Below are 24,474 nucleotides of genomic sequence, written 5' to 3'. Positions count from 1 at the left end.
CGGTCATCGGTCACCGCCAGGATGCGGGTGGACGTGGACGCGCGTGGACCGTGGCCGCTACGCCCGGTCACGATGTGGGCGGCGGTGGGCGTCCTCTCCCTGGCCGTGGGAACGTGGTCGGTGGGCCGCTGGCTACTTGACAGCAGGTTCACCGTGTACGTTCCGTGGCCGGGGGAGCGCGGAATCAGCGACACCCGGTACATCACCTTGTGGGTCTTCCAGGGTCTGATCATGTCCGCCGCGATCGGCTTGGTCGGCTACGTCGTCCGGCAATGCCTGGTGGAGCGCACGTTCACCTTCGACGCGTCGCTGGTGGTCGCCTACGCGGCGAGCTTCTGGCTGGAACCGCTCACCAACTTCAGCCGCCCCAGCCTGGTGCTCAACGCCGGTCTGGTCCGGGTGTCCACCTGGGGACCGTACATACCGGGCTGGTACAGCCAGGACGCCGAGCAGCAGACCCATGCCGTGGTGACCTCCGGTCCATGGGGCTACGCGATGACCGCCGTGTGGCCGTTGACGGCCGCCGTGGTCATGGGCAGGACCGTGCTACGCCGCTGGCCGAACCTGCGCGGCGGACGGTTCGTACTGGCCGCGCTCGGCTGCTCGGTGCTCATCGACTGGACGCTGGAATGGATCTACATCCTCACCGGCACGGTGACCTTCCCGGGCGCCGAGCCGGTGTGGCTGACACCGTTCGCCGGCCATTGGTACCAGTTCACGACGCTGCGCTGGATCGCCTCGCCCCTCTGGTCACTCATTCCTTTCCTCATCCGCCACCGCTACCTCACCGCAGGACCGGATTCGACGATCCTGCGCGGCAGCGCCGAGCTGCCGCCCCGGGCCGTAGCGGTGACGCGGACGCTGGCACTCGTCGGTGTGGTGGCTGCCGTCTACCTGGTGTTCGCGGCGAACCACGTCCTCTACACCCGGTTCGGCGGCCCGTTGCCCGCCGGTCTGCCGAGCTTTTTCGTCCCGGTGGGCCGGCCATGAGGCCCGCCCACCCGGACGCGGAACCCGCCGGGCTCCGGCCCCGTCCACGGATCCTCACCCCGGTCACCGGCTGGGCGACGATCGGCGCGCTGTGCCTGGCCGTGGCGACCTGGTCGGTCGGGGGGTGGCTGCTGAACGGCGGCGTCGACATCCACCTTCCTCAGGTCGGCCAGCACGGCCTCACCCAGGGCCGCTTCCTCGTACTGGTGGCCTTTCAGGCGGCGGTCCTCCTGCTGTTGCTGGGCCTGATCGGCCATGTGGTGCGGCAATGCCGCAGACAGCGCAGGTTCACCTTTGACGCATCGCTGCTGCTCGCCTACATGTCCATGTTCTGGGTCGAGCCCCTGCTCGGTGTTCCACACCCGAGCCTGGTCTACAGCAGCGGTCTTCCTCTCACCCCGTCCTGGGGCCCTTCCATCCCGGGATGGCCCAACGCCGGCACTCAATACTGGGTCGGGCTGATCACCTCGGGCCCGATCAGCCACGGAGCCATGGTGAGCTGTCCATTGCTGACCGCGTGGCTGATGAACCGGACCGTCGGCCACGGACGGCACATCAGCGCCGCCCGATTCGCGCTGCTAGCACTCGTCTGGTGCTACGTGATCGACTGGTCACTGGAATACCTCTACATCGTCGTCGGCGGATCCTCCTACGCCAACACCAACCTTCTTCCGGCACTGGCGCTGTTCTCCGGCCACTGGTACCAGTTCCCCACGCTGCGACTGTGGAACTCGCCCTTCCTCTGGTCCTACATCGCCTTCCTGATCCGCCACCACCACCTCACCCGAGGGCCCGACTCCACCATCCTGCGCGGCAGCGGGCAGCTGACGCCCAAGGTCCGCACCGCTGCCCGGACGCTGGCCCTCATCGGCGTCATGGACCTCGCCTACCTCATCGCCATCGGGCAGAACGTGCTCCTCACCCTCGGCGGCCCCGGCCTGCCCGCCGATCTCCCACCGCACTTCCACGTCCCCGGCGGCGGCCCATGACCCCGGTCCCGGCGGCAGGCCACGCCGTCGTCATCGGCGCGGGCATCGCGGGCCTGCTCGCCGCCGGGGTACTCAGCGACGCCTTCGCCCGCGTGACGGTGATCGAACGTGACCACCTCGACCCGATTCCCGTGCCACGCAAGGGAGTTCCCCAAGGCCGCTTCCCCCACGCCATGCAGGCCCGTGGCCTTGAGGCCCTCGAACAGCTCCTGCCCGGGCTGCGACACCAACTCACCGCCGCGGGAGCACCACCCGTGGATTTCTGCCGGGACAGCCGGATCCACTTCCCTCGCGGCGCCCCACCACCGATGGCCTCGGACATCCGAATCCAACCCGTCAGCCGCCCGCTGCTGGAAAACACCGTGCGCGACAGGATCCTGCGCCTGCCGGGAGTGCACCTCCGCGATGGATGCGCCGTCACCGCCATCACCGCACACGAGAACCGAGGCACGGTCACCGGCGTCACCCTCCTGCAGCGCCGCCGGGGCCTACCGACCGGCACCGCCGAGTCCATCCCCGTCGAGTCCATCCCCGCCGAACTCGTCGTCGACGCCTCCGGCCGGGGCTCCCATCTACCCGACTGGCTCGCCGCTTTGGGATGGCCCCGCGTCACCGAAACCATCGTCGATCCCCGCGCGGGCTACGCTGCCCGCGGATACCGCCTCACCGAGCAGACCGCCCCCGTCTGGCGCGCGCTGTTCGAGCTCCCCCAACCCCCGCACACCCCGCGCGGCGCCGCTGTGCTGCGCGTCGAGAACGACCGGCTCCTCGTGGCCCTCCAAGGTGCCGCCGGCGACCACCCGCCCACCGACGAACACGGCTTCCACGCCTTCATGAAATCCCTGTCCTGCGACCTGTACGAAACCGTGCGGCATCTGGAACCCGACACCGTAGTGATGCGGTATGCCCGCACAGCCAACCGCCGCCGCCACTACCACCGACTGACCCCTTGGCCCGACGGACTCATCGTGCTGGGCGACGCCGCCTGCGTCTTCAATCCCGTCTACGCCCAAGGCATGACCGTGGCCGCCCTCGAAGCCCTGGCTCTACGCGACCTGCTCACCCGCCACCCGAACACCGCACTCCACGGCAGAACCCACCAGTTCCAACGCCGGCTCGCCCGCATCACCACCTGGCCCTGGATCCTCGCCACCATCCCCGACCGCGCCTGGCAGGACACACAGCCACCCGCCTACACCCGACTGGCCCTGTGGTACCTCGACCACTGGCAACGACTCGTCCCCCACAACCCACGCATGTTCCACGACATCGCCCGGATCACCGGCATGCTCGCCACTCCCCTGCTGTTCGCCCACCCCCGCCACCTCACCCGACTCGCCATCAACGCCCTCCCCAAACGCAGGACTGAATGGTGATGGGGGGAGTCCACCCGCTCGCGGTGCACGCGCCGTCCAGGCGCCGCAGCTCGGAATGACCGTCCCGGTGCAGGCCGCCGGGGTATGCCCGCGGGGCGCCCCCGTTCAGCCCGGGAGGGTGAGGCGGAAGGTGGTGTGTCCGGGGCTGCTGGTGACGGTGGCGGTTCCGCCGTGGGCGGTGGTGACGGCGTGGACGATGGAGAGGCCGAGGCCGGTGCTTCCCGTGTCGCGGGAGCGGGAGCGGGCGTGGTCGGCTCGGACGAAGCGGCCGAAGACCTCGGGCTGGAGTTCGTCGGGGATGCCCGGGCCGTTGTCGCTCACGTCCACGCGGACGGTGCTCTGTTGCGTGGTGAGGGTGATGGTCACGTCGGTGCCGGGCGGGGTGTGGGTGTGGGCGTTGGCGAGGAGGTTGCCGATCGCCTGCTGGAGGCGGTGGGCGTCGCCGGTGACGGTGACCGGCTCTTCGGGGAGGTCGAGGAGCCAGCGGTGACCGGGGCCCGCGGCGCGGGCGTCGTCCGTCGCGTTCAGGATCAGCAGGGTCAGGTCGACCGGTTCGTGTTCCAGGGGGCGTCCGGCGTCCAGGCGGGCGAGGAGCAGCAGGTCGTCGACGAGGCCGGTCATGCGCCGGGATTCGCTGTCGATGCGTTCGAGGGCGTGGCGGACTTCGGCGGGTACGGGGCCACGGTGGCGCAGGGCGAGTTCGGCGTGGCCGCGGATGTTGGCGACGGGGGTGCGCAGTTCGTGGCTGGCGTCGGCGGCGAAGCGGCGCAGTCGCTCCTCGCTGGCGTGGCGGCGGGTGAGGGCGTCCTCGACGTGGCCGAGCACGTGGTTGAGGGCGCCGGCGACCTGGCCGACCTCGGTGCGGGGGTCGGTGTCGCGGAGGGGTCCCGGCATGGCCACCTCGCCGCTGGCCAGCGGGAGCCGGGCCACTTCCGCGGCCCGGGCGGTGACCTGCTGGAGGGGGCGCAGGGAGATCCTCACCCACAGGGCCGCGGCGGCGCCGGTGGCCAGCAGGGCCGCGCCGAACAGTGCGGCTTCGACGGCTTCGAGGCGGTGGAGGGTCTCCTCCACCGGGTGCAGGGGCAGACCGGTGATGAGGACGTCCCGGTCGTCGCCCTCGACGGCGGTGACGCGGTACTTGCCCAGTGCGGCGAGGCGGATGCTGTGTCCGTGTCCGTCCGCGGGGACCCCGGCCAGGGCGTGGCGGTCCCCGGCGGTGAGCTGGATCATGCGGTCGGTGGCGTCGTGGACCACGGCTGCCTGGGTGGTGGCGCCGTTCAGGAGGCGGGCGCCGAAGGTCGCTTCGGCCTGGCCCCGGGTGTCGGGGCGGTTGTCGGCGTCGGGCGTGGCCTCGTGTTCCAGGCTGGCGGCGAACCGGCCGCCGGAGGCGGAGAGCTGTTCGTCCAGGCGGTTCATGAGGAAGCCCTCCAGGGCGAGGGCGGTGGTGATGCCGACGGCGAGGCAGGCGAGGGCGAGGAGGGTGACGAGTCCGGCGGTGAGCTGGCCGCGCAGGGTGCGGGGCACCGCGCGCCTCACGGCGAGCCCGGCTTGAGCACGTAGCCGACCCCGCGCACCGTGTGGATCATCGGAGTCCGTCCGGCGTCGATCTTCTTGCGCAGGTAGCTGATGTAGAGCTCGACGACGTGGGCACGTCCGCCGAAGTCGTAGGCCCAGACCCGGTCGAGGATCTGGGCCTTGGACAGCACCCGGCGCGGGTTGCGCATGAGGAAGCGCAGGAGTTCGAACTCGGTGCGGGACAGGTCGACGGTGTTTCCGGCCCGGGTGACCTCCCTGGCCTCCTCGTCCATGGCGAGGTCTCCGACGGTCAGCAGGTTCGCTCCCGGTGCGGCGGCCATTCCGGCCCGCTGGAGCAGCCCGCGCAGCCGGGCGAGGACTTCCTCCAGGCTGTAGGGCTTGGTGACGTAGTCGTCGCCGCCCGCGGTGATCCCGGCGATGCGGTCCTCGACGGCATCGCGGGCGGTCAGGAACAGCACGCACACGCGGGGCGCCTCACGGCGCAGGGACCGCAGGACCTGGAGGCCGTCGAGGTCGGGGAGCATCCAGTCCAGGACCACCGCGTCGGGCCGGAAGTCACGGGCCGTCGCGAGTGCGCTCGTCCCGTCGGCGGCGGTGCGTACCTGCCAGCCCTCACCGGTCATGACTCCGGTCAGGACGTCGGTGACGTCGGGTTCGTCATCGACGACGAGGATCCGTACGGGCCCTCCGTCGGGGCGGTGCAGAAGTGAGGTCGTACGCGGCTCGTTCATGATGCCTTCAGCATCTCCCGGTCCGGCCGGTCGCAGGAACCGCCGTTTCTTTGAGTTTCCTCTGAATCCGCGCTGAGGGCGGTCGTAGGGGCGCTTTCAGAAGGTACTCAAAGGTTGGGCTGTGAGTCTGGCCGTCCATTGCCGGAGCGAGTTCCATCCGGAGGAGCCCCATGACCAGCACGTTCACCAGCACCGGGACCAGCACCGGGACCGGCCGCGGGCTGCGCCGCCGGCGCCCGCACCGCAGCGCCGCCGCCGTGCCCTTCGTAGCGCTGCTGGCGATCTGGTCCGGCGGCGCCGGGGTGCTCGCCCTGTGGTGGAGTGACACGACCTCGGTCGTCGGACCCGCGGGCTGGCTCACCGGCGCGGGGCGCATCACCGGACTCCTGGCCGGCTACGCCTGCGCGGTCCTGCTCGCCCTGATGGCCCGGATGCCGTTGCTGGACCACACGGTCGGCACCGACCGCCTCGCCCGCTGGCACGCCTGGGGCGGACGGTGCACCGTCTCCCTGGCCCTCGCGCACACCCTCCTGATCATCTGGGGGTACGCCCTGACCTCGCGCACGGACGTGGTGAGCCAGACGGCCACGCTCGTCCTGGACTACCCCGACCTCCTCAAGGGCACCGCCGGGTTCCTGCTGTTCCTGGCCACCGCGGTCCTCTCGGCCCGGGCGGCCCGCCGCAGGCTCAGCTACGAGACCTGGCACTACCTGCACTTCGCCACCTACCTGGCGGTCTTCCTCACCTTCGGCCACCAGCTCTCCAACGGAGCCGACTTCGTCGGGAACCGCACCGCGCAGGCGGCCTGGTTCGCGCTCTTCCTCGGCGTCGCCGCGCTGCTCGCCTGGTACCGGTTCGCCGTACCGCTGCGGCGAGGACTGCGCCACCGCCTGCGCGTCGCCGCCGTCCACGCCGAGGCACCGGGCGTGGTCTCCGTCCACTTCACCGGCGAGCACCTGGATGAGCTGGGCGGCGAGCCGGGACAGTTCCTGCGCTGGCGTTTCCTGACCCGCGGACTGTGGTGGACCGCCAACCCGTACTCCCTTTCGGCCCCCGCGCACCCCCACCGGCTGCGCATCACGGTCAAGACCGCGGGCGGCCACAGCGCCGCGCTCGCCCGCCTGGCACCCGGTACCCGGGTATGGGCCGAAGGGCCCTACGGCGGCTTCACCGCGCACCGCCGCACCGCCCCCAAGGTCCTGCTCCTGGCGGGCGGCGTCGGCATCACCCCGCTGCGCGCGCTCTTCGAAACCCTGCCCGGCCAGGTGACGCTCGTCTACCGGGCCCGCCGCCCCGAAGATCTCGCCCTGCGCGGTGAACTCGACGTGATCGCCGCCCGCCGTCGGACCACCGTGCACTACGTCGTCGACGAACCCACGGCATGCTCCTCACCCCTGACCGCGCGGGCCCTGAGCGCTCTGGTCCCGGACCTGGCCGCGCACGACGTCTACCTCTGCGGTCCTCCCGGCATGGCCGAGGCCGCGATCCGGGCCCTCGCCGAGGCGGGCGTCCCGTCCCGGCGCATCCATCACGAGTCGTTCGCGTTCTGAGGAGAACCGCCATGCGCCGAGCCGTCCTCACCACCACGGGCGTCAGCACGCTCATCGTCACCCTGCTCGCCCTCAAACCCCACCAGCCCGCGGCCCTCGCCGGGACGACTCCCCGCTCCCCCGCCGTATCCGCGACGCCCCGCGTGCCCGCGGGGAGCCAGCCGGGTACGTCCACCGGAACCGGCACGTCCACCGGAACTGGCACGTTCACCGGGGATCCCGTCGACACCCGGTACGGAACCGTGCAGGTCGCCGCCACCCTCGACCGGGGCAGGATCACCTCGGTCAAGGTCCTCCAGGCCCCCGACCGCAGGGGCCGGGACCAGGAAATAGCCGCCTACGCCCTGCCCCGCCTCGCCCAGGAGGCGATCGGCGCCCAGAGCGCGCACATCGACGCCGTCTCCGGCGCCAGCTACACCAGCCAGGGCTACATCGAATCCCTGCAGAGCGCCCTGGACCAGGCCCGTGCCTGACACCGTGCCTGACACCGCGACCGGACTGCGCCACGTCGAACACGTCATGGGCACCGTCTTCTCCTTCGACATCCGCGACGAACCGACCCCCGCCATCCACCGCGCCCTCGCCGAGGCCGTACGGCAACTCCACCGGGTCGACGCCGTGTTCTCCACCTATCGGCCCGACAGCCACATCAGCCGCCTCGACCGCGGCGACATCCACCTCGACGACTGCCCGCCCGAAGTCCACGAGGTCATGTCCCTCTGCGCCCAGGCCGCCCACGACACCGACGGCTGGTTCAGCATGATCCCCGCCGGCACCCTCGACCCCTCCGGCCTCGTCAAGGGCTGGGCCACCGAAGCCGCGTCCCGATCCCTCTACGAAGCGGGCGCACACCACACCTGCGTCAACGGCGGCGGCGACCTCCAGCTCCGCGGCCGGGCGGGACCCGGCAGGCCCTGGCGCATCGGCATCGCCCACCCGCTGCGCCCCGGCGAACTGCTCACCGTCATCACCGCCGACCACGACCTGGCCGTCGCCACCTCCGGCACCGCCGAACGCGGCGCCCACATCTTCGACCCGCACACCGGCGCACCCGCCACCGGGCTCGCCTCCCTGACCCTCATCGGCCCCTCCCTGACCCTGACCGACACCTACGCCACCGCCGCGTTCGCCCGGGGCGACGAGGCACAGGGCTGGGTGGAGACACTGGACGGCTACGAAGCACTCGCCGTCCGGCCCGACGGCCAGGAATGGCGGACACCCGCGTTCAGCCGGTACGGGGCATGAAGCGCTGTACGGGCTGCTTCCCGCACCGCCTCCCGCCCTGCTTCCCGCGCTGCTCCCCGGAAAGGTTCAGTGCGTGGTGACCGAGCTGCGCACGGTCTTCGGGTCGACCTTTACCGGGATCGAGTAAGAATGCCGGATGGGCTGCTGGCCGGAAACAACGGCCATGCCGGCGGCCGAGTCCGGGGAAACACTTCCCGGCTTGATGACATCGGACGGATACTGATCAACGGTCACACTGAAATTCGCACCCGTGACGGCCTCGTACGAGCCGATCCCCGGGGCCGAAACGGTGTGGTGGCCGCTGATGGAAAAACCTTCGGGGAGTTTCCCGAACGGCGGACCTCCGCGTCCCGCGTGGGACGCGGCCAGCGCCACGTCGTACACCGAATAGGTTCCGCAGTCCTTGTTTCCGTCATGGTCATAGCCCTGGGTGCCGCTTTGCCACGTCACCCAGTTACCGTCGGCCTTCCGGAGTGAGCCGTGAACGCATTGCGTGAGACTCCCGTCCAGGTCCCCCGAGAGCTGGACCTGCCCGGTGCCGGTATAGCGGTCCATCGCCTCGTACACGATGTCGTAGCCGTGCGGTGGTACCCAGACGTTCTGGGGGTCCCCGGTGAACTTCAGGTCATCGCTCTTCGTCGTGGACTCCGACGCTCCCCACGTGTAGGTCGTGGTGAGGGCAGCGCCACCCTCGATGAGGCCGCTGAGATTGAAACCGGCACTGAGGGTGTGCCCCGTGCTGAATTGCTTGGTCACCGCGCTCGTGATGGAGGTGGTGTACCCCGAGCCGAACGACCCGGAGGTCATGAGCTGCCAGTTGGGGGTGTTGTTCGTCAGCCATGAGCGCGCCGAGATCCGGACACCGTGATCCATCGACACGGACGGGGTGCCCAGTGCCGTCACCTGAAGGTTCTTGAACGTGAGCCCGGCGGTGTCGGTGATGATCCCGTCGTACTTGGCACCCGTACCGGCCGACCGGCAGCCCGCGCGGGTGCAGACGCTGCCGTACTCCTGTGTGACACCCCAGTTGTGCGCGTGGTCGCTCTGCCGTGCCGCCCAGGCGACGGGGTCCCCGTACTCCACGAAGTCGTCGGCCACCTCGCCGAGGGAGGCGGGATACGACGGCCTGGAGTCGGCATAGGCGGCGCCGGGCACCGCGACGACCGCCGCCATCACCACCGCGCCGGCAATCGCCGCCTGAAAGGCAGCTTTCCTCTTCGATATGTGAATCTTCATAAATTCTCCCGCCTCGGTCAGCAGCAGCGGATCCGGGCCTGACAGGCCCGGGGGAACTGCGTCTGACGCAACTTTTCATTTCACCGAAAGAATTCCGGCGAAATGGACGCTAGCAGGCCGTTGAGTCGAACCCGGCGTCATTTGATGCCGCCCGTATGGGCCTTAACGAATTCTTTCCACCGCCGATCAGAGGGGTCGGACGCCACGGCGGCGGGCGACAGGCGGCAGCCAGCAGGCGGCAGATACAGAGGCAGGCGCCTCCCGGCCGTCTCCGGCCGTCTCCGGCCATCTCCGGCAACGGCTCGGCCATATCGCCGACGAGCGTTGCGTCGTGGTGAGCCCGCTGGCCATGTTGGGCAGTCAGATGCGAGGCGGGTTGTCCATGTGGGGGGTCAATGGCGTTCACCGAGTTCAACACGGCGGCGTTACCGAGGGAGCAGCGTTTCGACTGGTGGTGCGAGGTCGTCGGACGAGGGGTGGCTCCGACACGGATCACCAGTGACGGGGCCTCTGACTTCACGGGAAGCGTGGGGTCCCTCGGCCTCGGCCCTCTTCAGCTGACCACCATGGCCTTCCCCGCGCTACGGTCGGAGCGCACCGCGCAGCTCGTCCGCCGCGGGGACCCCGAGACCTACGAGCTGACCCTGGTCCTGGGCGGGTCCATGGAGGTGTCCCAGGGCCGCAACGACGCCGCTCTCCACGCCGGCGACTTCGCCCTCTGGACATCCTCGCGGCCCTACCGCGGACGAGCCGTCAGCACGCCCGAAACCGGCGCCGCACGAGCCGTCATCCTGCACCTCCCCAGAACGCTCGTCCCCGTGCCCGAGTCCAGACTGGACCGGCTGTTCGCCAGCACCCTGTCCGCCAGGTCCGGGATCGCCCGGATCCTCGCCGACCACCTGATCTCGGTCGCCCGGGAGGCACCCCTGCTGGACGAGTCGGACGGTGAGCGGCTCGGCCTGGCCAGCCTGGACCTGGCCGCGGGACTGCTCGCGTCCCGGGCCGACGCACAGGACCGCGTCCCCCCGGAGACGCGGCACCAGGTGCTGCGCGCCCGCATCGACGTCTTCATCCAGGACCACCTGACCGATCCTCAGCTCGGCCCCGACGCCATCGCGGCCCACCACCACATCTCCGTGAGGCTCCTGCACCAGCTGTTTCGCCCCAGGGGCGAGACCGTGTCGGCCGCGATCCGCCGACAGCGCCTGGAACGCTGCCACGGTGACCTCACCGACCCGCGGCTGCTGAGCGTCCCGGTGCACGCGATCGGCGCCCGGTGGGGCCTGAAGAGCCCCGAGTCGTTCAACCGTTCGTTCCGTGCCGCCTACGGCATGCCGCCGGGCGAGCACCGTCGTACGGCACTCGGCGTGCGCTCAGGGACAACCCTTCGTGCGTCACAGGCCAATGACGGATAGACAGCCCGCGACCAGACTCGTCACGGACACGCTCATGACGCACTCATGACGAGGGGAATCATGAACAAGAGCATCAGGTTCCGGACGTTCACCACAGCGGCGGTGATCGCCCTATCGGCCCTCGGCCTCGTATCCGCCCCCGCGGCCCAGGCGGCCACGCCAGGGACATCGACCTGTCGGGTCATCGAGGCGCCCCGCACCGCCGAGGGGTACGGCGACGGCCGGGTGTGCGACGGAAACATCACCGGCACCGTGCACGACACCAGGGCCGACGGCCGCTGCCCCTACGTCCGCATCTTCTTCACGGTCGATGGCTGGTGGGATTCCCCGTGGGCCGGAGGCAACGGCAAGGCCGTCAACTTCAGCGGCTATCACGCGGGCGAGTACACGGGCGCGGAGATGAGGTACATCTCTTGCTGAAAGGAGTGCGATCCAGGAAGCACATGACCTCGGTGGCCGGCCTGCTGGGCACTCTCTGTCTCCTCGGCCTGGCATCGGCCCCCACGGCTCAGGCGTCCACCGACGCGGTGCTCGGCTGCAGGGTCTTCGACACGGGCGGCCCCGGCTCACGCCCTGAGGGGTACGGCGACGGCCGCGTGTGCGACGGGAACATCACCGGCACGGTCCATGACACCAGGGCCGACGGCCGCTGCCCCTATGTCCGCATCTTCTTCACGGACGGTGGCTGGTGGGAGTCGCCGTGGGCCGGGGGCAAGGGCAAGGCCGTCAACTTCAGCGGCTTCCACGCCGGAGAACCGACCTCGGCGGTGCTCGACTACATCTCCTGTTGAGGGCGCGGCCCACGGTCCCGTCCATCGCGATGCGCCCCCGCCGGCAGGCGGGGGCGCGGCCTCGGCAACGCTCCGGCTCCCCTCATCGGGCCCCTTGGAATCGATCGCTAGGCTGGCGCGGTGACTGATGAGCAGGAGCGGGTACGGCCGTCGGGAGTGTGGGCCACGGCGGTGGGGGTGGCCAGGGTGCGGGCGCTGGAGACCGAGCGGGAGAACGCGCTGTTCCGCGACCCGCTGGCACGGGCCTTCGCCACCGCCGGTGGCCTGTGGCCCTCCTCGCCGTCGCTGCCCGAGGACGAGGCCGCGCGACGCCGTCGGCTGGCCGTGTCGTACTCCATCGTCATCAGGACGAAGTTCCTCGACGACCTGTTGCGGCGGGCCTCTGCGTCCGGGGTCCGGCAGGTCGTGCTGCTCGGCGCCGGCATGGACAGCCGGGCCTTCCGGATGGACTGGCCCGAGGGCACCCGGCTGTTCGAGGTCGACACCGCCGCGCCGCTGGACTTCAAGGCCGCGGTGCTGCGCCAGGAGCGGGCCGTCGCGCGCTGCGAACGGATCACCGTCGCGGTGGATCTGCGTGAGGACTGGCCCGGCGCACTGGCCGCCGTAGGGCACGACCCGGCGGCGCCGACCGTGTGGATCGCCGAAGGACTGCTGATCTATCTGCCCGAGGACGCGGTGGAGCTGCTGCTGGCCCGGATCGGCGCGCAGTCGGCGGCAGGCAGTCGGATGGGGCTGACGTTGGGCTCGCGCGGCGTGATCGAGCGCTTCGGCGCGGACGCCGTGCCGGGATCGGCGGCGTCCATGTGGGTTTCGGAGATGTCCGACGACCCGGTGGGCTGGCTGGCCGGACACGGCTGGGAGGCCGGCAGCCACACCCTGCGCGAGTGCGGCGGCGCCTACGGCCGCCCGATCAGCACCCCGCCGCAGCGCGAGGAGCGGCCCGGCGGACTGATCTCGGCGGTCCGCCGGTAGAGCGCCTCCCGGTTCTCCATCGGAGATCGCAAGCGCCGGTAGGGGGCTGATGTCAGGCTGCCCGATATATCCAGCTAAGCCTTGATGGACGTACCCGACCTGGCGGCCTGCTCGATCTTCGCGCAGTAGGCCGCGCGGGCTTCCTCGTCGATCTGCTGCTCGTGCTCGGCGCGCACCCCGGTCCGGCCGTCGAGGCCCTCGCGCAGGATGTCGGCGTGCCCGGCATGCCGGACGGACTCGCTGAGGACATGGACCATGACGGCGAACAGGTTCGTGTTGGAATGGGGCTCCGGCCACCACGGCACGTGACCGGGGGCGTCCAGGGGAAGCTCGTTGATCGTCGCGTCCGAGTGTTCCCACGTGCGCCGGTAGAACCCGATGATCTGATCGCGGGTCTCGTCCTCGGCCGCCCACAGATCGCTGCCGTCGGAGTCCTGCCACGGGCACAGCGGTTCCGGGGACGGGCGGTCGAAGACCTCGCCGAAGTACCTGGCCTCGACGCTGGCCACGTGTTTGACCAGGCCGAGGAGGCTGGTCCCGGTCGCCGTCAAAGGCCGGCGGGCGTCGTATTCGGACAAGCCGTCGAGTTTCCAGAGGAGCGCCTCGCGGTCCCGCCGCAGTCTCCCGTGCAGGTTGTCCTTCGCGAATTCATCGATCATGCGGCATGAGCCTTCCATGGGTTGCTCGTGGTCTCAAGATCCCGTTGAGTGGTTCGGTACGGGGACCGGGGATTTGGGCGGGTTCCAGGTCAGAATCCAGCCGGCGGTGAGCACCGCCGCGCCGCCTGCCAGGGCGATTGCGCCGCCTGTTCCGATGCCTGCGGCCACCACGCCGAAGCAGGCCGGTCCGACGCCTTGCAGCGTCATGCTGCCGGAGCCGAGCAGGCCGAAGGCCTGGCCCTGGCCATCTTGCGGCAGGGCGTCCAGGAACGGCCGTTGCAGGCCGAGACCGTAGGCGAATCCGAAGCCGCAGAGCAGCAGCAGACAGGACGAGACGCCCACTTCGGGTTCGGCGGCGAAGCCGAGCAGCGGCAGTCCCATCAGCGCGATCAACGGGACCACCAGTCGCTCCCGGGTGGGCGGCCGCAGGAGTCGGCCCACCAGCAGGTCACCGACGAGCATGCCGACCGGCAGGCAGCCCATCAGCACCGCGTACCAGCCGGGCGCGAAGTGGCGTCCTCCGGCGTAGGCGACGATCAGGCCTTCCGCGCCCGCTACGAACGCGGGCGGTAGCCACTGGGCCAGCATCAGCCGCCGCACCGTGTGTCCGCGCAGCAGCAGGCCGGCACCGTGCAGGCTTGCCCGGACGGCCCCGCCATCGCCCCGAGCGCTGCCGGGTGTGCCGCCGAACTCTCCCAGCTGCAGCCGGGGCAGCCGGATGCGGATGGCGAGCGCGCAGCCGAGGTAGAGGGCGGCGCTCACCACGAGCGCCCGGTGCGGGCCGAGTACCGCGACGACCGCACCTCCCAGCGCCAGTCCGAACAATTGCGCGCCGGAGGAAGCGATGTTGTTCAGTGAACGGCCCAGTACATAGGCGTCGCCCTCCAGCGACTGCGCGACCAGCCGACTCGACGCGCCGTGAAACACCGGTGTGGCGAGGGCGACCAGCGCCACGACACCAAGGCTTGCCGCGATCGGCATCCGCACCAGGGCGAGCAGCAGGGCGGCGGCGCACTCCAAGGCGTAGCCGCCGGTGATGAGCGCGCGGGGCGGCAGTCGGTCGGCCAGTGAGCCCAGCAGCAGCGAGCCGAACAGCTGCGGGATGAAGCCGATGCCGAAGGCCAGTGCGCTCAGCAGCGCGGAGCCGGTGGCCGAGAAGACCAGCACCGAGAACGTGGTGATCCGCAGCGCGTCCGCAGTGATCGCGACGGTGCGGGTCGAGAAGAGCAGCCGGAATCGTGGCTCGGCCAGCACCTCCCGGTACGTGGCACGGTGGTTGACCTGCGCGGGTTCGGCGATTGGGGTCATGGCGCCCAGCGTCGCCGTGCGCCCACGCCACTCACCAATGATTCGTCCCTGGACGAATCGGAGCCGACGTCCCGCGGTAGCATGGCAGGGTGCTGCGCTTCGAAGTCTCCGTCGATGACCTGCTGCGCAGCCGCTTCGCACTCTCTCCCGCGATGGACCTCTGCTTCCTGCTGCGCTCGCTCGCCGGCCAGTACCGGCCGCTGCCGCGAGCCTGGGCCACCCGGCTCCTGCCGGCCTTTGAACGGCTTCGCCGCGAGACCGAACTGAACGCCGCCCTCGCCCTGCACACACCGCAAGGCGGACCGAACTTCGTCGCCCCGCCCCCGCGCGGCCTCAACCAGACCTGGGCGGACGACCTGGCCATGATCCGGGACACACCGCTGGAAGCGGCTCGCCACGAAATCGCCACCAACGCGACCGGCCCGTCCTCCCGCGATCCCCGCGTACGCGCAGTGCTGGACTCGCCGGACGCCGTCTCCAGGATCGCCGAGGCGATGGACCAGGCGTGGCACGAGCTGCTCGCCGCGGACTGGCCGCAACTGCGCGCGATCTGTGAGCGCGACGTCGTGCACCGGGTGGGTGTGATCGGCGAACACGGATGGGCCGCGACCATCGAGAGCCTGCACCCGAGCATCGCCTGGCAAGCCGGCGGCATCGAGATCGGCCACTTCCCCCACGTCGGAACAGTCCGCCTCGCCGGCGACGGGCTCCTGCTGATCCCTTCGGTCTTCGTCGGGAACATGGCCGCCCACCTGGACGATCCCTGGCCCAGGACCTTGGTCTATTGCGCACGCGGCACCGCCGCCCTGTGGGGCGACCAGGAGACCGTCCCCGGGCCGGACGCCCTGACCGCTCTGGTCGGCCGGTCCCGAGCCCGACTGCTGTTGGCGCTGGACGCCCCGGCCAGTACCAGCCACCTCGCCCGAAGCCTCGCCATGGCACCCGGCGCGGTGGGAGACCACCTCGCCATCCTGCGAGACGCGGGACTGCTCGTCCGCGCCCGGTCCGGACGGTCGGTGCTCTACCGGCGCACCCCGCTCGGCGAGGCACTGGTAGCGGTACGGGCTGAGGGATCGGATCAGCACTGCTTTTGAGGCGCCGCCGGCGGACGATTGCGCGGCCGGGGGTGAGGAGGGTCCTGGCCCCCGGTCCCCCGGTCCCCCGGTCCCCGGTCGCACCTGGTCCCCCGCTCCCCGGCTCCCCCGGTTCGTGAACCTCAGGGTTAACGAACGACCATAACAAGATCGGCCGTTGCTCCCCGGAGGGCTGATGCGCATGCTGGGTACCGGCCCGGAAGGCCGCCTCCCGCCCAGCACGAACCAAACCCCACGGAGAGATTCGCGCGTGACATCCGAACCGAGCACCGCTGCCGCCGCCGGGGCACCCGACCCGGCCAGCGTCCATCCCCTGCCCGCCCACGACAGGGTCGTCTTCCTCAAACCACTGGTCGCCGGGACGAACGTCGTGGTGGGTGATTTCACCTACTACGACGACCCCGACGGCGCGACCGACTTCGTACGGCGCAACGTGCTGTACGCCTACGGCCCGGAACGGCTGATCATCGGCAAGTATTGCGCGATCGCCACGGGCACCCGGTTCCTGATGGCGGGCGCGGAGCACCCGTCGATGGGGGTGTCCACCTTCCCCTTCACCATGTTCGGCGGGGAGTGGACCGAGCGGACCCTCGACCTCGTCACCGCGATGCCCAGCCGCGGGGACACGGTGGTCGGCAACGACGTGTGGTTCGGATACGGGGCCACCGTGCTGCCCGGCGTGCGGATCGGCGACGGCGCGGTGATCGCGGCCGGAGCGATGGTCACCGCCGACGTGCCGCCGTACACCGTCGTGGGCGGGAACCCGGCCCGGACGATCAGGCAGCGCTTCGACGACGGGGACATCGAACGGCTCCTGCGCGCCGCCTGGTGGGACTGGCCCGTCGAGCTGGTGACCGCGCACGCCCGGACCATCATGGGCGGTTCGCCGCGGGACATCGAGCGCATCGCCGCCGCCGAAGGTCTGGGGAAGTCGGAGTGACGACCCCGGACGTCGAGGAGTACCCGGTGTCCGGCCGCGACAGCGGCCCGTACGCCCTCACCACCGGCCCGGACGGCGCGCTCTGGTTCACCCTGGTGCACAGCGCCAGGATCGGTCGGCTCGTCCCGGGACAGGAGCCGACCAGCCATCAGCTCGCCCCGGACAGCAGCCCGACGGTCATCTGCAACGGGCCGGACGGCGCTCTGTGGTTCACCACGTACCGGGCGCACCGGATCGGGCGGATCACGACGGCCGGCCAGGTGACGGAGTTCGCGCCGCCGACCCCGGAGTGCGGCCCCTTCGGCATCGCCGCGGGGCCGGACGGCGCGCTGTGGTTCACCGAGACCGCCGCCGACCGCATCGGCCGCATCACCACCGACGGAACGGTCACGGAGTACCCGCTGCCGCGACCGCGCACCGGCGCGTCTCCCTCCGCGTTCCCCTCCGCGATCGCCGCGGCCGGGGACGCGATGTGGTTCACGATGAACCGGGCCAACGCCATCGGCCGCATCGGCATGGACGGCCGCATCACGGTCCAGGAGCTCCCCACCGAGGCGGCCGCACCGGTCGGAATCGCCGTGGGCCCGGATGGAAGCGTCTGGTTCACGGAGATCGCGGCCGGTCAGATCGGTCGGAGGACCCCCGACGGCCGGATCACCGAATACCCGCTCCCCGACCGCACGGCCCGGCCGCATGCCGTCACCACCGACGCCGACGGCACGGCGTGGTTCACCGAGTGGGGCGCCAACCGCGTCGGCTCGATCACCCCCGACGGCACCATCACCCTCCACGACCTGCCCACCCCGGCCTCCGAGCCGCACGGGATCACGGTGGGCCCGGACGGCGCCCTGTGGACGGCGCTGGAGACGGGCGCACTGGCCCGCATCGAACCGACCACCACCACCGTAGGCGCCGGCTGTCCCTGCAACCGTGCGTCTGGCTGCCACGTCCAGAGGGCATGAGGGAAAACACCCCAGGGCGGACCGGTTTGAAGCCGCAGGACGAGCGTCAGGCGCGTCAGGCCAGATACTTCTTCGCGGGCCTCGGTGCGTTGACCGGGCTGGCTGTCTGGCTACCCCGGGCCGCGTTCAGTATTGACGGGGGGTTCGAGGGCCACGCCCGCGACCTGAGCGTGGTCTTCGTCGACCTGCCGCTCATCCTGCTCGGCGGCGCGCTGGTGCCGCTCTTCACCTGGGCCATGGCCGTCAGGCGGGTACCGCCGTGGGCTGGGGCGGTCGCGGCCCTGGCAGCGCTCGCGCTCGGGGTGTGGGGTCTTACCGAGTGGTGGACCCCCCGTCAGCATCCGGACCCCGGCTACGACATACCGGGCATGTAAACGTGTGTACGAACGTGCGTACGTATGCACTTCCGCGCCGTGACGGCCTCCGGGCCCGACTCATCCCGGGAGCGAGGACGCCTCACCCATGGCGGCGAGCAGTTCGAAGGGCAGCTCCCGATCCGCCTGACCGATGGCCAGCGCGAGCCATCGGCCAGAGGACGGCGGCCGCCACACCTGCATGCGGCCGGCGACGTTGCACAGGAAGCCCAACGGCTCGGGAGCCGTGAACTCAGGGTCCGGATGGTCGAACCCGAGATACGGCCACAGGTCGACCGTCGTGGGGGCGCCCCAACGGGCGGTCAGAACGGCCACCAGGGCATCGAGATCGGCTTCGAGCTCTTTCTCGGCCGCCTCGACGATCTCGTCGCTCCGGTCATCCCAGAAGTCCTGGCTCTGCCGGAGCACGGCCACGTGATATCCAGGCCCACCCCACCCGCCGCCCGTCCCCGGCCTGCCTTCCTGCTCGGGGAACGGCAGGACTCCCAGTTCGTCGATGATCGACAGCTGGGCCTCGGTGAAACCCGTCGAACGGTGCCGGCTCGCCATGGGCGAACCCTACCTACGGCCGGTTCGAGCCGGCGTGCTTCAGTCGGTCTTCGCCGCCGACTCGTCGAAGAATCTGACGATCCGGGGCAGGGCTTGCTGAACCGATCCGTTGTGGTCGTAGTCGCCGACGTCGGTCAGCCGGTGTGCGGCGCCGTTCCTGGTCAACTGGTCGGCGCAGTACGTCGCGTGACTGAAGTCGACGTCCTTGTCGCCCCGGCCGTGGAAGATCTCCACCGGTACGTTCGGCCGCCAGTCGCACGTGTTGTCCATCGGGCGGAGCCTGTCCTTCAGGACACCGTCGGGCCTGCGGATCTTGTTCAGGAAGTCCTCGGTGAACAGGTCCTTGGAGGCCGCCGGGAGTGCGTCGACGATCTGCTGGGTGGTGTGATAGCCGTCGAACAGGCCCTCCACCTCACTCGCGTAGGGAGAGCGGAAGACATCGCCGGGTGACGTGTAGAGGCCGTACATCTTGTTCCACGCGGTGACGAAGTAGGCGAGGTAGATGCCGGATTTGGCGATCTTGTCGTCGGCTGCGGCGGCCTCGAAGGCCGAGAGGCTGTAGGGGCCGCTGACCGGGGCGAGCGCCCCCAGCCGGAAGTAGCGGTCGGCGCCCTCCTGCTGAAGTGCCCGGCCCACCAGCATGGTCGCGGGGCCGCCCTGTGAGAACCCGCTGACCTGAACCTTCTGCTCCAGCTCCCGGCCGCTCCGGTGGGCCACGGTGCGGGCCGCGCGCAGGCCGTCCACCGAGGCCGCGACGGTGGCCCGGGGGCCACCGTAGGGGTGGAAGCCTTCGCCCGATCCGAGGCCCACGTAGTCGGGCGCCGAAACGGCCCGCCCGGTCGAGGCGAACAGCAGGGCGGCGAGCCGGTCGTCCGACTTCGGATTCTCCGAGGCGACGTCCTTGCGGTAGACGGTGGTGCCGTGCAGCCAGGAGACGGTGGACAGGTGGCGTGCCCCGTTCTTGGGCAGGACGACGAGCTGGCTCGCGGTCGTGGGGGCGCCCGCGCTGTCGGTGGTGCGGTAGGTGACCCGATAGGCGGTCACGCCGTAGCGGAGCTGGGACGAGTCGATCTTTCCCCGGAGTTCCCCGGCCACTTCCTCCGCTGTGAGGTCGGCCGCTTGCTCGACGGAGACGACGGCCCCACCCCGTGCCCAGTCACTGTGGGAGTCGGCCGCCGCCGAGACCGGAGCCACACCCACCAGGGCGGACACGGACACACTTCCCAAGACCGCCGCACCAGCCATAATCCGGATTCTTGTTCGCCGTGAAGTCATGGATGGATCCTGCCCGCCGGCCGCTCCGCCGCGACATGGAGCGACCCCCCGGGCCGCACAGGGGGAAAACCCCCTCGGGGCCCGCGTGGGGATGCCGACTGCCCTGTCCCCTACGGGACAGGCTCTGTCATCCCGCGCCGAACAACCCGTCAGACGGTGAGGACGATCTTGCCCTTGACTCGGCCCCCTTCGCTGAGCCGGTGGGCCTCGGCCGCCTCCCGTAGCGGCAGCACCTTCTCGACCGAGACCCGCAGGGCGCCGCCTTCCGCCAGTTCGGCGATGCTCTCCAGGTCGGTCCCGGACGGGGTGAAGCCGAACTCGACGAAGCGCAGACCGCGTGCCGCGGCCTGCTCCCGGACGGTGCTGCGGTCGGGGCCGGTGCCGCGTACGTCGATGAGCGTGCCGCCCGGCGCGAGCACGGCCAGGGAGCGGGGCCCGTAGTCGTCGGCGATCGGGTCCAGGACGATGTCGACGTCCCGTACGGCCTGGGCGAAGTCGACCTGCGTGTAGTCGATGACCTCGTCGGCGCCCAGGTCGTACAGGAAGGCGTGCTTGCCCGTGCGGGCCGTGCCGATCACGTACGCGCCCTGTGCCTTGGCGATCTGCACGGCCAGGTGGCCGATCCCGCCGGCCGCCCCGTGGATGAGGACTCGCTGACCCTCGCTCAGTGAGACGGCGCGCGTGAGCGATTGCCAGGCGGTGAGGCCCACGGTCGGCAGCGCGGCGGCGTGCACATGGTCCACGCCCCGCGGAACGGCGGCGAGCCACTGCTCCGAGGTGACCGCGTATTGCGCGTGGGCGCCGTGCGGTGGGAAGGCGTTCCCGAACACCGCGTCACCGGGCCGGAACCGGGTCACCTCCGCGCCGACGGCCTCGACCACACCGGACAGGTCCAACCCGAGCGTGAACGGTTGTTCCGTGAAGGGTGGTTCGCCGAACCTGCGCACGTCTCCGGAGCGGATCTTCCAGTCCGCGGGATTGACCGCGGCGGCGCGGATCCGCACCAGGACCTCGCCCGGCCCCGGCTCCGGCCGGTCGGTCTCGACGAGCTCAAGCACCTCGGGGCCGCCGTAGGACCGCTGGCTCACGGCGTACATGCTGCTGGTCATGGGATACCCCTCTACCTCTCCTCACGGGACTGCGACCGCTTGATCGCTGCTCCCATCCTGGTGGGAAGTGGTACCCGTTGCATAGAAGGCACCTTTTTGATACCTAGGTACCTCATGGGTACTACCTCGGAACAGGATCTCGACCTCGGCCTCAACCTCGGCCTCGACCGCTGGACTTCCACCTACCGCCGTGACTGCCCGTCGCGCACGGTCGTCGAGGTGCTCGCCAACAAGTGGACGCTGTACGTCCTGGCGGCGTTGCGGCGGCAGGACGGGCCGCTGCGCTTCAACGAACTCCGCCGCCTCCTCGACGGCATCACGCAGAAGATGCTGAGCCAGACGCTCCGCGAGCTGGAACGGTCAGGCCTGGTCCGCCGTACGGTCTACGCCACCGTTCCGCCCCGTGTGGAGTACGCCCTGAGTGACCTGGGGGTGGAGGCCGGACGGCTGACCACCGCGATCGCGGAGTGGTCGGTGGCGCACGTCCCGGAGATCGCCGCCGCCCGCCAGGCGTTCGACGTCCAACGTCGCGCCGAACCACGTCCGGTGGCGGTGACGGAGGCGCCGTAACGGCAGCCGGGACGGCGGTGCGGCCGATGGCGCTGGCCAACCGTTTCTGCTGGTCACGGGCCCTATGGATCACCCAGGTGGGGGATCCCTGCGGCGTACGCGTCGCTGTTACGTTCGCCTGCGGGACCGGCGGGGACCGGTCCGCGGAACGACTCAGCACGACTACTCACGACTCAGGACGACTGTGGGAGAACGTATGCGTACAACTGCGGCCGCTGCGGTGCTCGCCCTCGGGCTGGCCGGCGTCATGGCAACACCGGCAGCCGGCGCTCTGGCCCCGTATCCACCCACGGCACCGACCAAGATGAAGAGCCAGAACTCCCAGAAGTGCGCCGACGTCGAGGCCCGGTCCCTGGCCAACGGAGCGGCGGTTCACCAGTGGAGCTGCGTGCTCGACAACGACAACAACCAGAAGTGGACGTTCGAGGCGTCCAGCGCCCACATCGGCTACTTCAGGCTGATCAATCTCAACAGCAAGAAGTGCATGGACGTCGAGGGGCCTTCGTACGCGGACGGCGCCAAGATCCACCAGTGGGAGTGCTACGGCACCGACAGCCAGGAGTGGAAGGTCGAGTACCTGGGCGACGAGGCCAACACGTTCAAGCTCGTCAACCGCCACAGCGGCAAGTGCATGGACGTCGAAGGCTGGTCCAAGGACAACGGCGCGAAGATCCACCAATGGACCTGTCACGGCGGCGATGACAGCAACCAGAGGTGGAACTTCGCCTGAGGCACCCGCTGACGGGCCCGATCGGCACTTCTGGCAGCGTTCAGGCGCGGGCGGCGATGGCATCGGCCCAGGCGTCGGCGGCCGCGCCGATCGCGGCCGCGGTGGGTACCCGATCGGCGGCCAGATCGTGCCAGCGACGGGCCTCGGCCCGGGTGAAGGCGGCCAGCGCCCTGGGGTCCGTATCCCTCCACCCGGGCACGCGGAGGGTCCACTCCCACGCCTGGTCAGGGGTATGGCCGCCGGTGGAAATGAGCCGCATGCCCCACAGAGCCGTGTCGATCCAGGACGGACCGACCGCGGGCCAGGACCAGTCCACGAAATGTGCCCGGCCGACGTTCACGATGACGTTCGTGGACGCGGGGTCGGTGTGCAGCAAGTGGTGCCCGGCGAGCTGCTCCTAGTCGTCGTCCGAGGAGCAGTAGTAGCCCCAGCGGTCCCAGGCCGTGGGCAGTCGCAGGCCGAACGGCGCCCTGACCGTCGCCAGCTCGGTGAGGGCTACGGCGACTGGCGCGAGGTCCGGTGAGCCGGGCGCGCACTCGGCATCGCGCCCTGGCAGGCCCTCGAAGGCGAGGAGGTGCCAGCCGTGGGTGTGCAGGCGCCACAGGACGCGCGGGGCGCCGGCCGGCACGTACGGGTTGACGGCCTCCTCAAGGTCCAGCTCATCGACGGGCGACCAGTCGGGCCCCCACGGCGACGCCTCCGCCCCGGCGGGTACGGCGGCGCCGGTGGGGCTGGGGGCGGGGGTACGTTCGTGCTGCCCCTTCACAAAGACGAGGCCGCTGGGCAGGGTCAGCAGCGCGGCCACGCCGGACGCCGCCGCGTGTTGTACGTCGGCGGCCGTGTAGGGCACGCCGCCGAGCCGCTCCCCGACGGCCCGCACCACTTCATCGGGGAGCCGCGCCCAGCCGATGCGCCGGACCCCCATCGTCAGGCGCCCGGGGGCGGCGGGGGCTGCGGAGGCGAAGGAGGATTCTTGTCCGGCGTGACCGGCCCGGGCGGCCGCCCGGCCGGAGTCGGCGTCTTCGGGCCCCTCGGGGGTGTCGCGGCTTGGAGTGCCATGACGCCCAGCGTAGGCACGGGCGGTCCCTGGCGGGCCGCGTTCCCCCACACTGTCCGATTCGCACACCGCAACTGTCGGGTGCCCGGCTCCGCAGCACGGCCTGGGCGCCATCGGCCGTCTCCTGGCCCGCTCCAGAACATCCGTCAGCGCTCCTGGCCAGCCCGGTGGAGGCGCCCGTACGTCGGGCACGGTCCGCACCTCGCGACCTCGCCCACAGGCGTGGAGCGGGGAGGCGGAACTGGGGTTCGTTCGCCTCGTCCGCCGATCAGAACCCCGGACCTCAACTCGGCGCCAGCTCAGATGAAGTCATTGCCGCCGTCACGCGCCGGGGTGAGACCCTCCGCATCGACGCTGAGGTCGAACGCAGAGCTTCGAACCCCGCGGGTCAGCGTGCCGCCGAGGCTGCGCGCATCCGCGGGCTGGTGTCCATGAGCACCCAGACGCGTCGCCCATCGGCTGCGGCGTCCGTGCCGCAGCTGGCTGTCCCGGCGATGGCGGCAAGTCCGGTCAGCATCTTGTCGGTGGCTGAGGCTGGCGCTGGGTCGGGCTGATGGCTGAGTGCCAGGATCAGCAGCCGGTCGTCCTGGTCGGCGAGGTGCACGCTGATGCGCTTGCCACCGTCGCCGAGGACTCCCGCCACGAGGAGCTCGACCGCCTCTGCGAGGGTCTCGTCCTGCGGGTAGGAGTAGCCCCACGAGCGGACGGCCTCGGTGACCAGGCGTACCGCCTTGCTGGGAGCCCACTTGTCGGCGGGGATCGTCCGGTTGGCCGCTCGCCGGTTGCGGACGCTCATGCGAATCGGCCGACGCACGGTCGGAGGAACGGACGCGGTGAGCGTCACCTGCGTCTCGCCGTTGGGCCGGGGAGGTTCCACCGGTCGCTTTGGGGGCGGCGGGGTCTTGGGCGGGTAGCTCGGAGGCAGCTGGGGCCCGCTCACGCTCGCCGGTTCCGCCATGACGACCTCCGCCTCCCGGCCTTGCGTACTGGGTGCTGACGGGAGCGTACCCGCGGAA

At 70.7% G+C, this 24,474-nt stretch carries 27 protein-coding genes; 16 read left to right on the top strand and 11 right to left on the bottom strand.

Features of this window, described 5'->3' with window-relative positions; genetic code table 11:
- Nucleotides 1–33 precede the first annotated feature (33 nt).
- The 3 genes from OHS33_RS35455 to OHS33_RS35445 are packed head-to-tail and all read left to right on the top strand — an operon-like array spanning nucleotide 34 to nucleotide 3,355.
- On the top strand, nucleotides 34–990 hold the full coding sequence (locus tag OHS33_RS35455) for a spirocyclase AveC family protein (RefSeq protein ID WP_330334533.1): 957 nt from the start codon (nucleotides 34–36) through the stop codon (nucleotides 988–990).
- Nucleotides 987–1,979, top strand: a complete 993-nt coding sequence (locus OHS33_RS35450) for a spirocyclase AveC family protein (protein WP_330334532.1) — start codon at nucleotides 987–989, stop codon at nucleotides 1,977–1,979. Before OHS33_RS35455 ends, OHS33_RS35450 begins: the two co-directional genes overlap by 4 nt.
- Nucleotides 1,976–3,355 (top strand): NAD(P)/FAD-dependent oxidoreductase, encoded by a 1,380-nt coding sequence (locus OHS33_RS35445; RefSeq protein WP_330334531.1) that lies wholly within the window; start codon nucleotides 1,976–1,978, stop codon nucleotides 3,353–3,355. Before OHS33_RS35450 ends, OHS33_RS35445 begins: the two co-directional genes overlap by 4 nt.
- Nucleotides 3,356–3,460: 105 nt before the next feature.
- Here the strand turns inward: OHS33_RS35445 and OHS33_RS35440 are convergent, their stop codons facing one another.
- Nucleotides 3,461–4,891, bottom strand: a complete 1,431-nt coding sequence (locus OHS33_RS35440) for a sensor histidine kinase (RefSeq protein ID WP_330334530.1) — start codon at nucleotides 4,889–4,891, stop codon at nucleotides 3,461–3,463.
- Nucleotides 4,888–5,622 (bottom strand): response regulator transcription factor, encoded by a 735-nt coding sequence (locus OHS33_RS35435; protein ID WP_330334529.1) that lies wholly within the window; start codon nucleotides 5,620–5,622, stop codon nucleotides 4,888–4,890. Before OHS33_RS35435 ends, OHS33_RS35440 begins: the two co-directional genes overlap by 4 nt.
- A gap of 170 nt (nucleotides 5,623–5,792) precedes the next feature.
- Between OHS33_RS35435 and OHS33_RS35430 the strand changes: the two genes are divergently transcribed.
- The 3 genes from OHS33_RS35430 to OHS33_RS35420 are packed head-to-tail and all read left to right on the top strand — an operon-like array spanning nucleotide 5,793 to nucleotide 8,417.
- Complete coding sequence (locus OHS33_RS35430) at nucleotides 5,793–7,172, top strand: ferredoxin reductase family protein (RefSeq protein ID WP_330334528.1); 1,380 nt, start codon at nucleotides 5,793–5,795, stop codon at nucleotides 7,170–7,172.
- 11 nt (nucleotides 7,173–7,183) lie between these two features.
- Nucleotides 7,184–7,645, top strand: a complete 462-nt coding sequence (locus OHS33_RS35425) for an FMN-binding protein (RefSeq protein ID WP_330334527.1) — start codon at nucleotides 7,184–7,186, stop codon at nucleotides 7,643–7,645.
- A 4-nt stretch (nucleotides 7,646–7,649) separates the two neighbouring features.
- Entirely contained in the window at nucleotides 7,650–8,417 is a 768-nt protein-coding gene (locus OHS33_RS35420) for an FAD:protein FMN transferase (protein ID WP_443065392.1), read from the top strand.
- Nucleotides 8,418–8,483: 66 nt separating this feature from the next.
- On the opposite strand, the gene OHS33_RS35415 is transcribed toward OHS33_RS35420, so the two are convergent.
- Complete coding sequence (locus OHS33_RS35415) at nucleotides 8,484–9,653, bottom strand: ETX/MTX2 family pore-forming toxin (protein ID WP_330334526.1); 1,170 nt, start codon at nucleotides 9,651–9,653, stop codon at nucleotides 8,484–8,486.
- A gap of 395 nt (nucleotides 9,654–10,048) precedes the next feature.
- Here OHS33_RS35415 and OHS33_RS35410 point away from each other — a divergent pair, with 395 nt between their 5' ends.
- The 4 genes from OHS33_RS35410 to OHS33_RS35395 all read left to right on the top strand — a co-directional run bounded on the left by OHS33_RS35410 (nucleotide 10,049) and on the right by OHS33_RS35395 (nucleotide 12,831).
- A complete protein-coding gene (locus OHS33_RS35410; protein ID WP_330334525.1) occupies nucleotides 10,049–11,068 on the top strand; it encodes a helix-turn-helix domain-containing protein in 1,020 nt (339 codons plus the stop codon).
- A 60-nt stretch (nucleotides 11,069–11,128) separates the two neighbouring features.
- Complete coding sequence (locus tag OHS33_RS35405; protein WP_330334524.1) at nucleotides 11,129–11,488, top strand: hypothetical protein; 360 nt, start codon at nucleotides 11,129–11,131, stop codon at nucleotides 11,486–11,488.
- Between the two features lie 23 nt (nucleotides 11,489–11,511).
- Nucleotides 11,512–11,859 carry a hypothetical protein gene (locus tag OHS33_RS35400; RefSeq protein ID WP_330334523.1) on the top strand — a complete coding sequence of 116 codons (348 nt, stop codon included), beginning with the start codon at nucleotides 11,512–11,514 and terminating at the stop codon, nucleotides 11,857–11,859.
- Nucleotides 11,860–12,015: 156 nt separating this feature from the next.
- Nucleotides 12,016–12,831: a class I SAM-dependent methyltransferase gene (locus tag OHS33_RS35395; protein WP_330335326.1), complete on the top strand. Its 816-nt coding sequence runs from the start codon at nucleotides 12,016–12,018 to the stop codon at nucleotides 12,829–12,831.
- 74 nt (nucleotides 12,832–12,905) lie between these two features.
- On the opposite strand, the gene OHS33_RS35390 is transcribed toward OHS33_RS35395, so the two are convergent.
- Nucleotides 12,906–13,490 (bottom strand): DinB family protein, encoded by a 585-nt coding sequence (locus OHS33_RS35390; RefSeq protein WP_330334522.1) that lies wholly within the window; start codon nucleotides 13,488–13,490, stop codon nucleotides 12,906–12,908.
- Nucleotides 13,491–13,523: 33 nt separating this feature from the next.
- Nucleotides 13,524–14,798: an MFS transporter gene (locus OHS33_RS35385; RefSeq protein ID WP_330334521.1), complete on the bottom strand. Its 1,275-nt coding sequence runs from the start codon at nucleotides 14,796–14,798 to the stop codon at nucleotides 13,524–13,526.
- Between the two features lie 89 nt (nucleotides 14,799–14,887).
- On the opposite strand from OHS33_RS35385, the gene OHS33_RS35380 reads away from it, so the two are divergent.
- The 4 genes from OHS33_RS35380 to OHS33_RS35365 all read left to right on the top strand — a co-directional run bounded on the left by OHS33_RS35380 (nucleotide 14,888) and on the right by OHS33_RS35365 (nucleotide 18,168).
- A complete protein-coding gene (locus OHS33_RS35380) occupies nucleotides 14,888–15,892 on the top strand; it encodes a winged helix-turn-helix domain-containing protein (RefSeq protein ID WP_330334520.1) in 1,005 nt (334 codons plus the stop codon).
- Nucleotides 15,893–16,142: 250 nt separating this feature from the next.
- Nucleotides 16,143–16,832, top strand: coding sequence for a CatB-related O-acetyltransferase (locus OHS33_RS35375; RefSeq protein ID WP_330334519.1), 690 nt, complete (start codon nucleotides 16,143–16,145; stop codon nucleotides 16,830–16,832).
- Complete coding sequence (locus OHS33_RS35370; RefSeq protein WP_330334518.1) at nucleotides 16,829–17,794, top strand: Vgb family protein; 966 nt, start codon at nucleotides 16,829–16,831, stop codon at nucleotides 17,792–17,794. The genes OHS33_RS35375 and OHS33_RS35370 overlap by 4 nt, the downstream gene beginning before the upstream one ends.
- Nucleotides 17,791–18,168 carry a hypothetical protein gene (locus tag OHS33_RS35365; RefSeq protein WP_443065391.1) on the top strand — a complete coding sequence of 126 codons (378 nt, stop codon included), beginning with the start codon at nucleotides 17,791–17,793 and terminating at the stop codon, nucleotides 18,166–18,168. Before OHS33_RS35370 ends, OHS33_RS35365 begins: the two co-directional genes overlap by 4 nt.
- A 60-nt stretch (nucleotides 18,169–18,228) precedes the next feature.
- Here the strand turns inward: OHS33_RS35365 and OHS33_RS35360 are convergent, their stop codons facing one another.
- From OHS33_RS35360 to OHS33_RS35350, 3 genes are all read right to left on the bottom strand, one after another.
- Complete coding sequence (locus tag OHS33_RS35360; RefSeq protein WP_330334516.1) at nucleotides 18,229–18,717, bottom strand: hypothetical protein; 489 nt, start codon at nucleotides 18,715–18,717, stop codon at nucleotides 18,229–18,231.
- A 39-nt stretch (nucleotides 18,718–18,756) separates the two neighbouring features.
- Nucleotides 18,757–19,992 carry a lipase family protein gene (locus OHS33_RS35355; RefSeq protein WP_443065390.1) on the bottom strand — a complete coding sequence of 412 codons (1,236 nt, stop codon included), beginning with the start codon at nucleotides 19,990–19,992 and terminating at the stop codon, nucleotides 18,757–18,759.
- A gap of 149 nt (nucleotides 19,993–20,141) precedes the next feature.
- Nucleotides 20,142–21,101 (bottom strand): NADP-dependent oxidoreductase, encoded by a 960-nt coding sequence (locus OHS33_RS35350; protein ID WP_330334514.1) that lies wholly within the window; start codon nucleotides 21,099–21,101, stop codon nucleotides 20,142–20,144.
- A 114-nt stretch (nucleotides 21,102–21,215) separates the two neighbouring features.
- Here OHS33_RS35350 and OHS33_RS35345 point away from each other — a divergent pair, with 114 nt between their 5' ends.
- Together OHS33_RS35345 and OHS33_RS35340 are read left to right on the top strand one after the other, a co-directional pair.
- Nucleotides 21,216–21,671, top strand: coding sequence for a winged helix-turn-helix transcriptional regulator (locus tag OHS33_RS35345; protein ID WP_330334513.1), 456 nt, complete (start codon nucleotides 21,216–21,218; stop codon nucleotides 21,669–21,671).
- Nucleotides 21,672–21,867: 196 nt separating this feature from the next.
- A complete protein-coding gene (locus OHS33_RS35340) occupies nucleotides 21,868–22,401 on the top strand; it encodes an RICIN domain-containing protein (protein WP_330334512.1) in 534 nt (177 codons plus the stop codon).
- A 40-nt stretch (nucleotides 22,402–22,441) separates the two neighbouring features.
- On the opposite strand, the gene OHS33_RS35335 is transcribed toward OHS33_RS35340, so the two are convergent.
- The 3 genes from OHS33_RS35335 to OHS33_RS35325 all read right to left on the bottom strand — a co-directional run bounded on the left by OHS33_RS35335 (nucleotide 22,442) and on the right by OHS33_RS35325 (nucleotide 24,254).
- On the bottom strand, nucleotides 22,442–22,777 hold the full coding sequence (locus OHS33_RS35335; RefSeq protein ID WP_330334511.1) for a hypothetical protein: 336 nt from the start codon (nucleotides 22,775–22,777) through the stop codon (nucleotides 22,442–22,444).
- Between the two features lie 21 nt (nucleotides 22,778–22,798).
- Nucleotides 22,799–23,326, bottom strand: a complete 528-nt coding sequence (locus OHS33_RS35330) for a hypothetical protein (RefSeq protein ID WP_330334510.1) — start codon at nucleotides 23,324–23,326, stop codon at nucleotides 22,799–22,801.
- Between the two features lie 520 nt (nucleotides 23,327–23,846).
- Nucleotides 23,847–24,254, bottom strand: coding sequence for a hypothetical protein (locus OHS33_RS35325; RefSeq protein ID WP_330334509.1), 408 nt, complete (start codon nucleotides 24,252–24,254; stop codon nucleotides 23,847–23,849).
- Nucleotides 24,255–24,474: the final 220 nt, after the last annotated feature.

This window comes from Streptomyces sp. NBC_00536 (genome assembly GCF_036346295.1).
In the GTDB taxonomy this organism is placed as follows: Bacteria; Actinomycetota; Actinomycetes; order Streptomycetales; family Streptomycetaceae; genus Streptomyces.
This window is presented reverse-complemented; position numbering and strand designations above follow the sequence as displayed.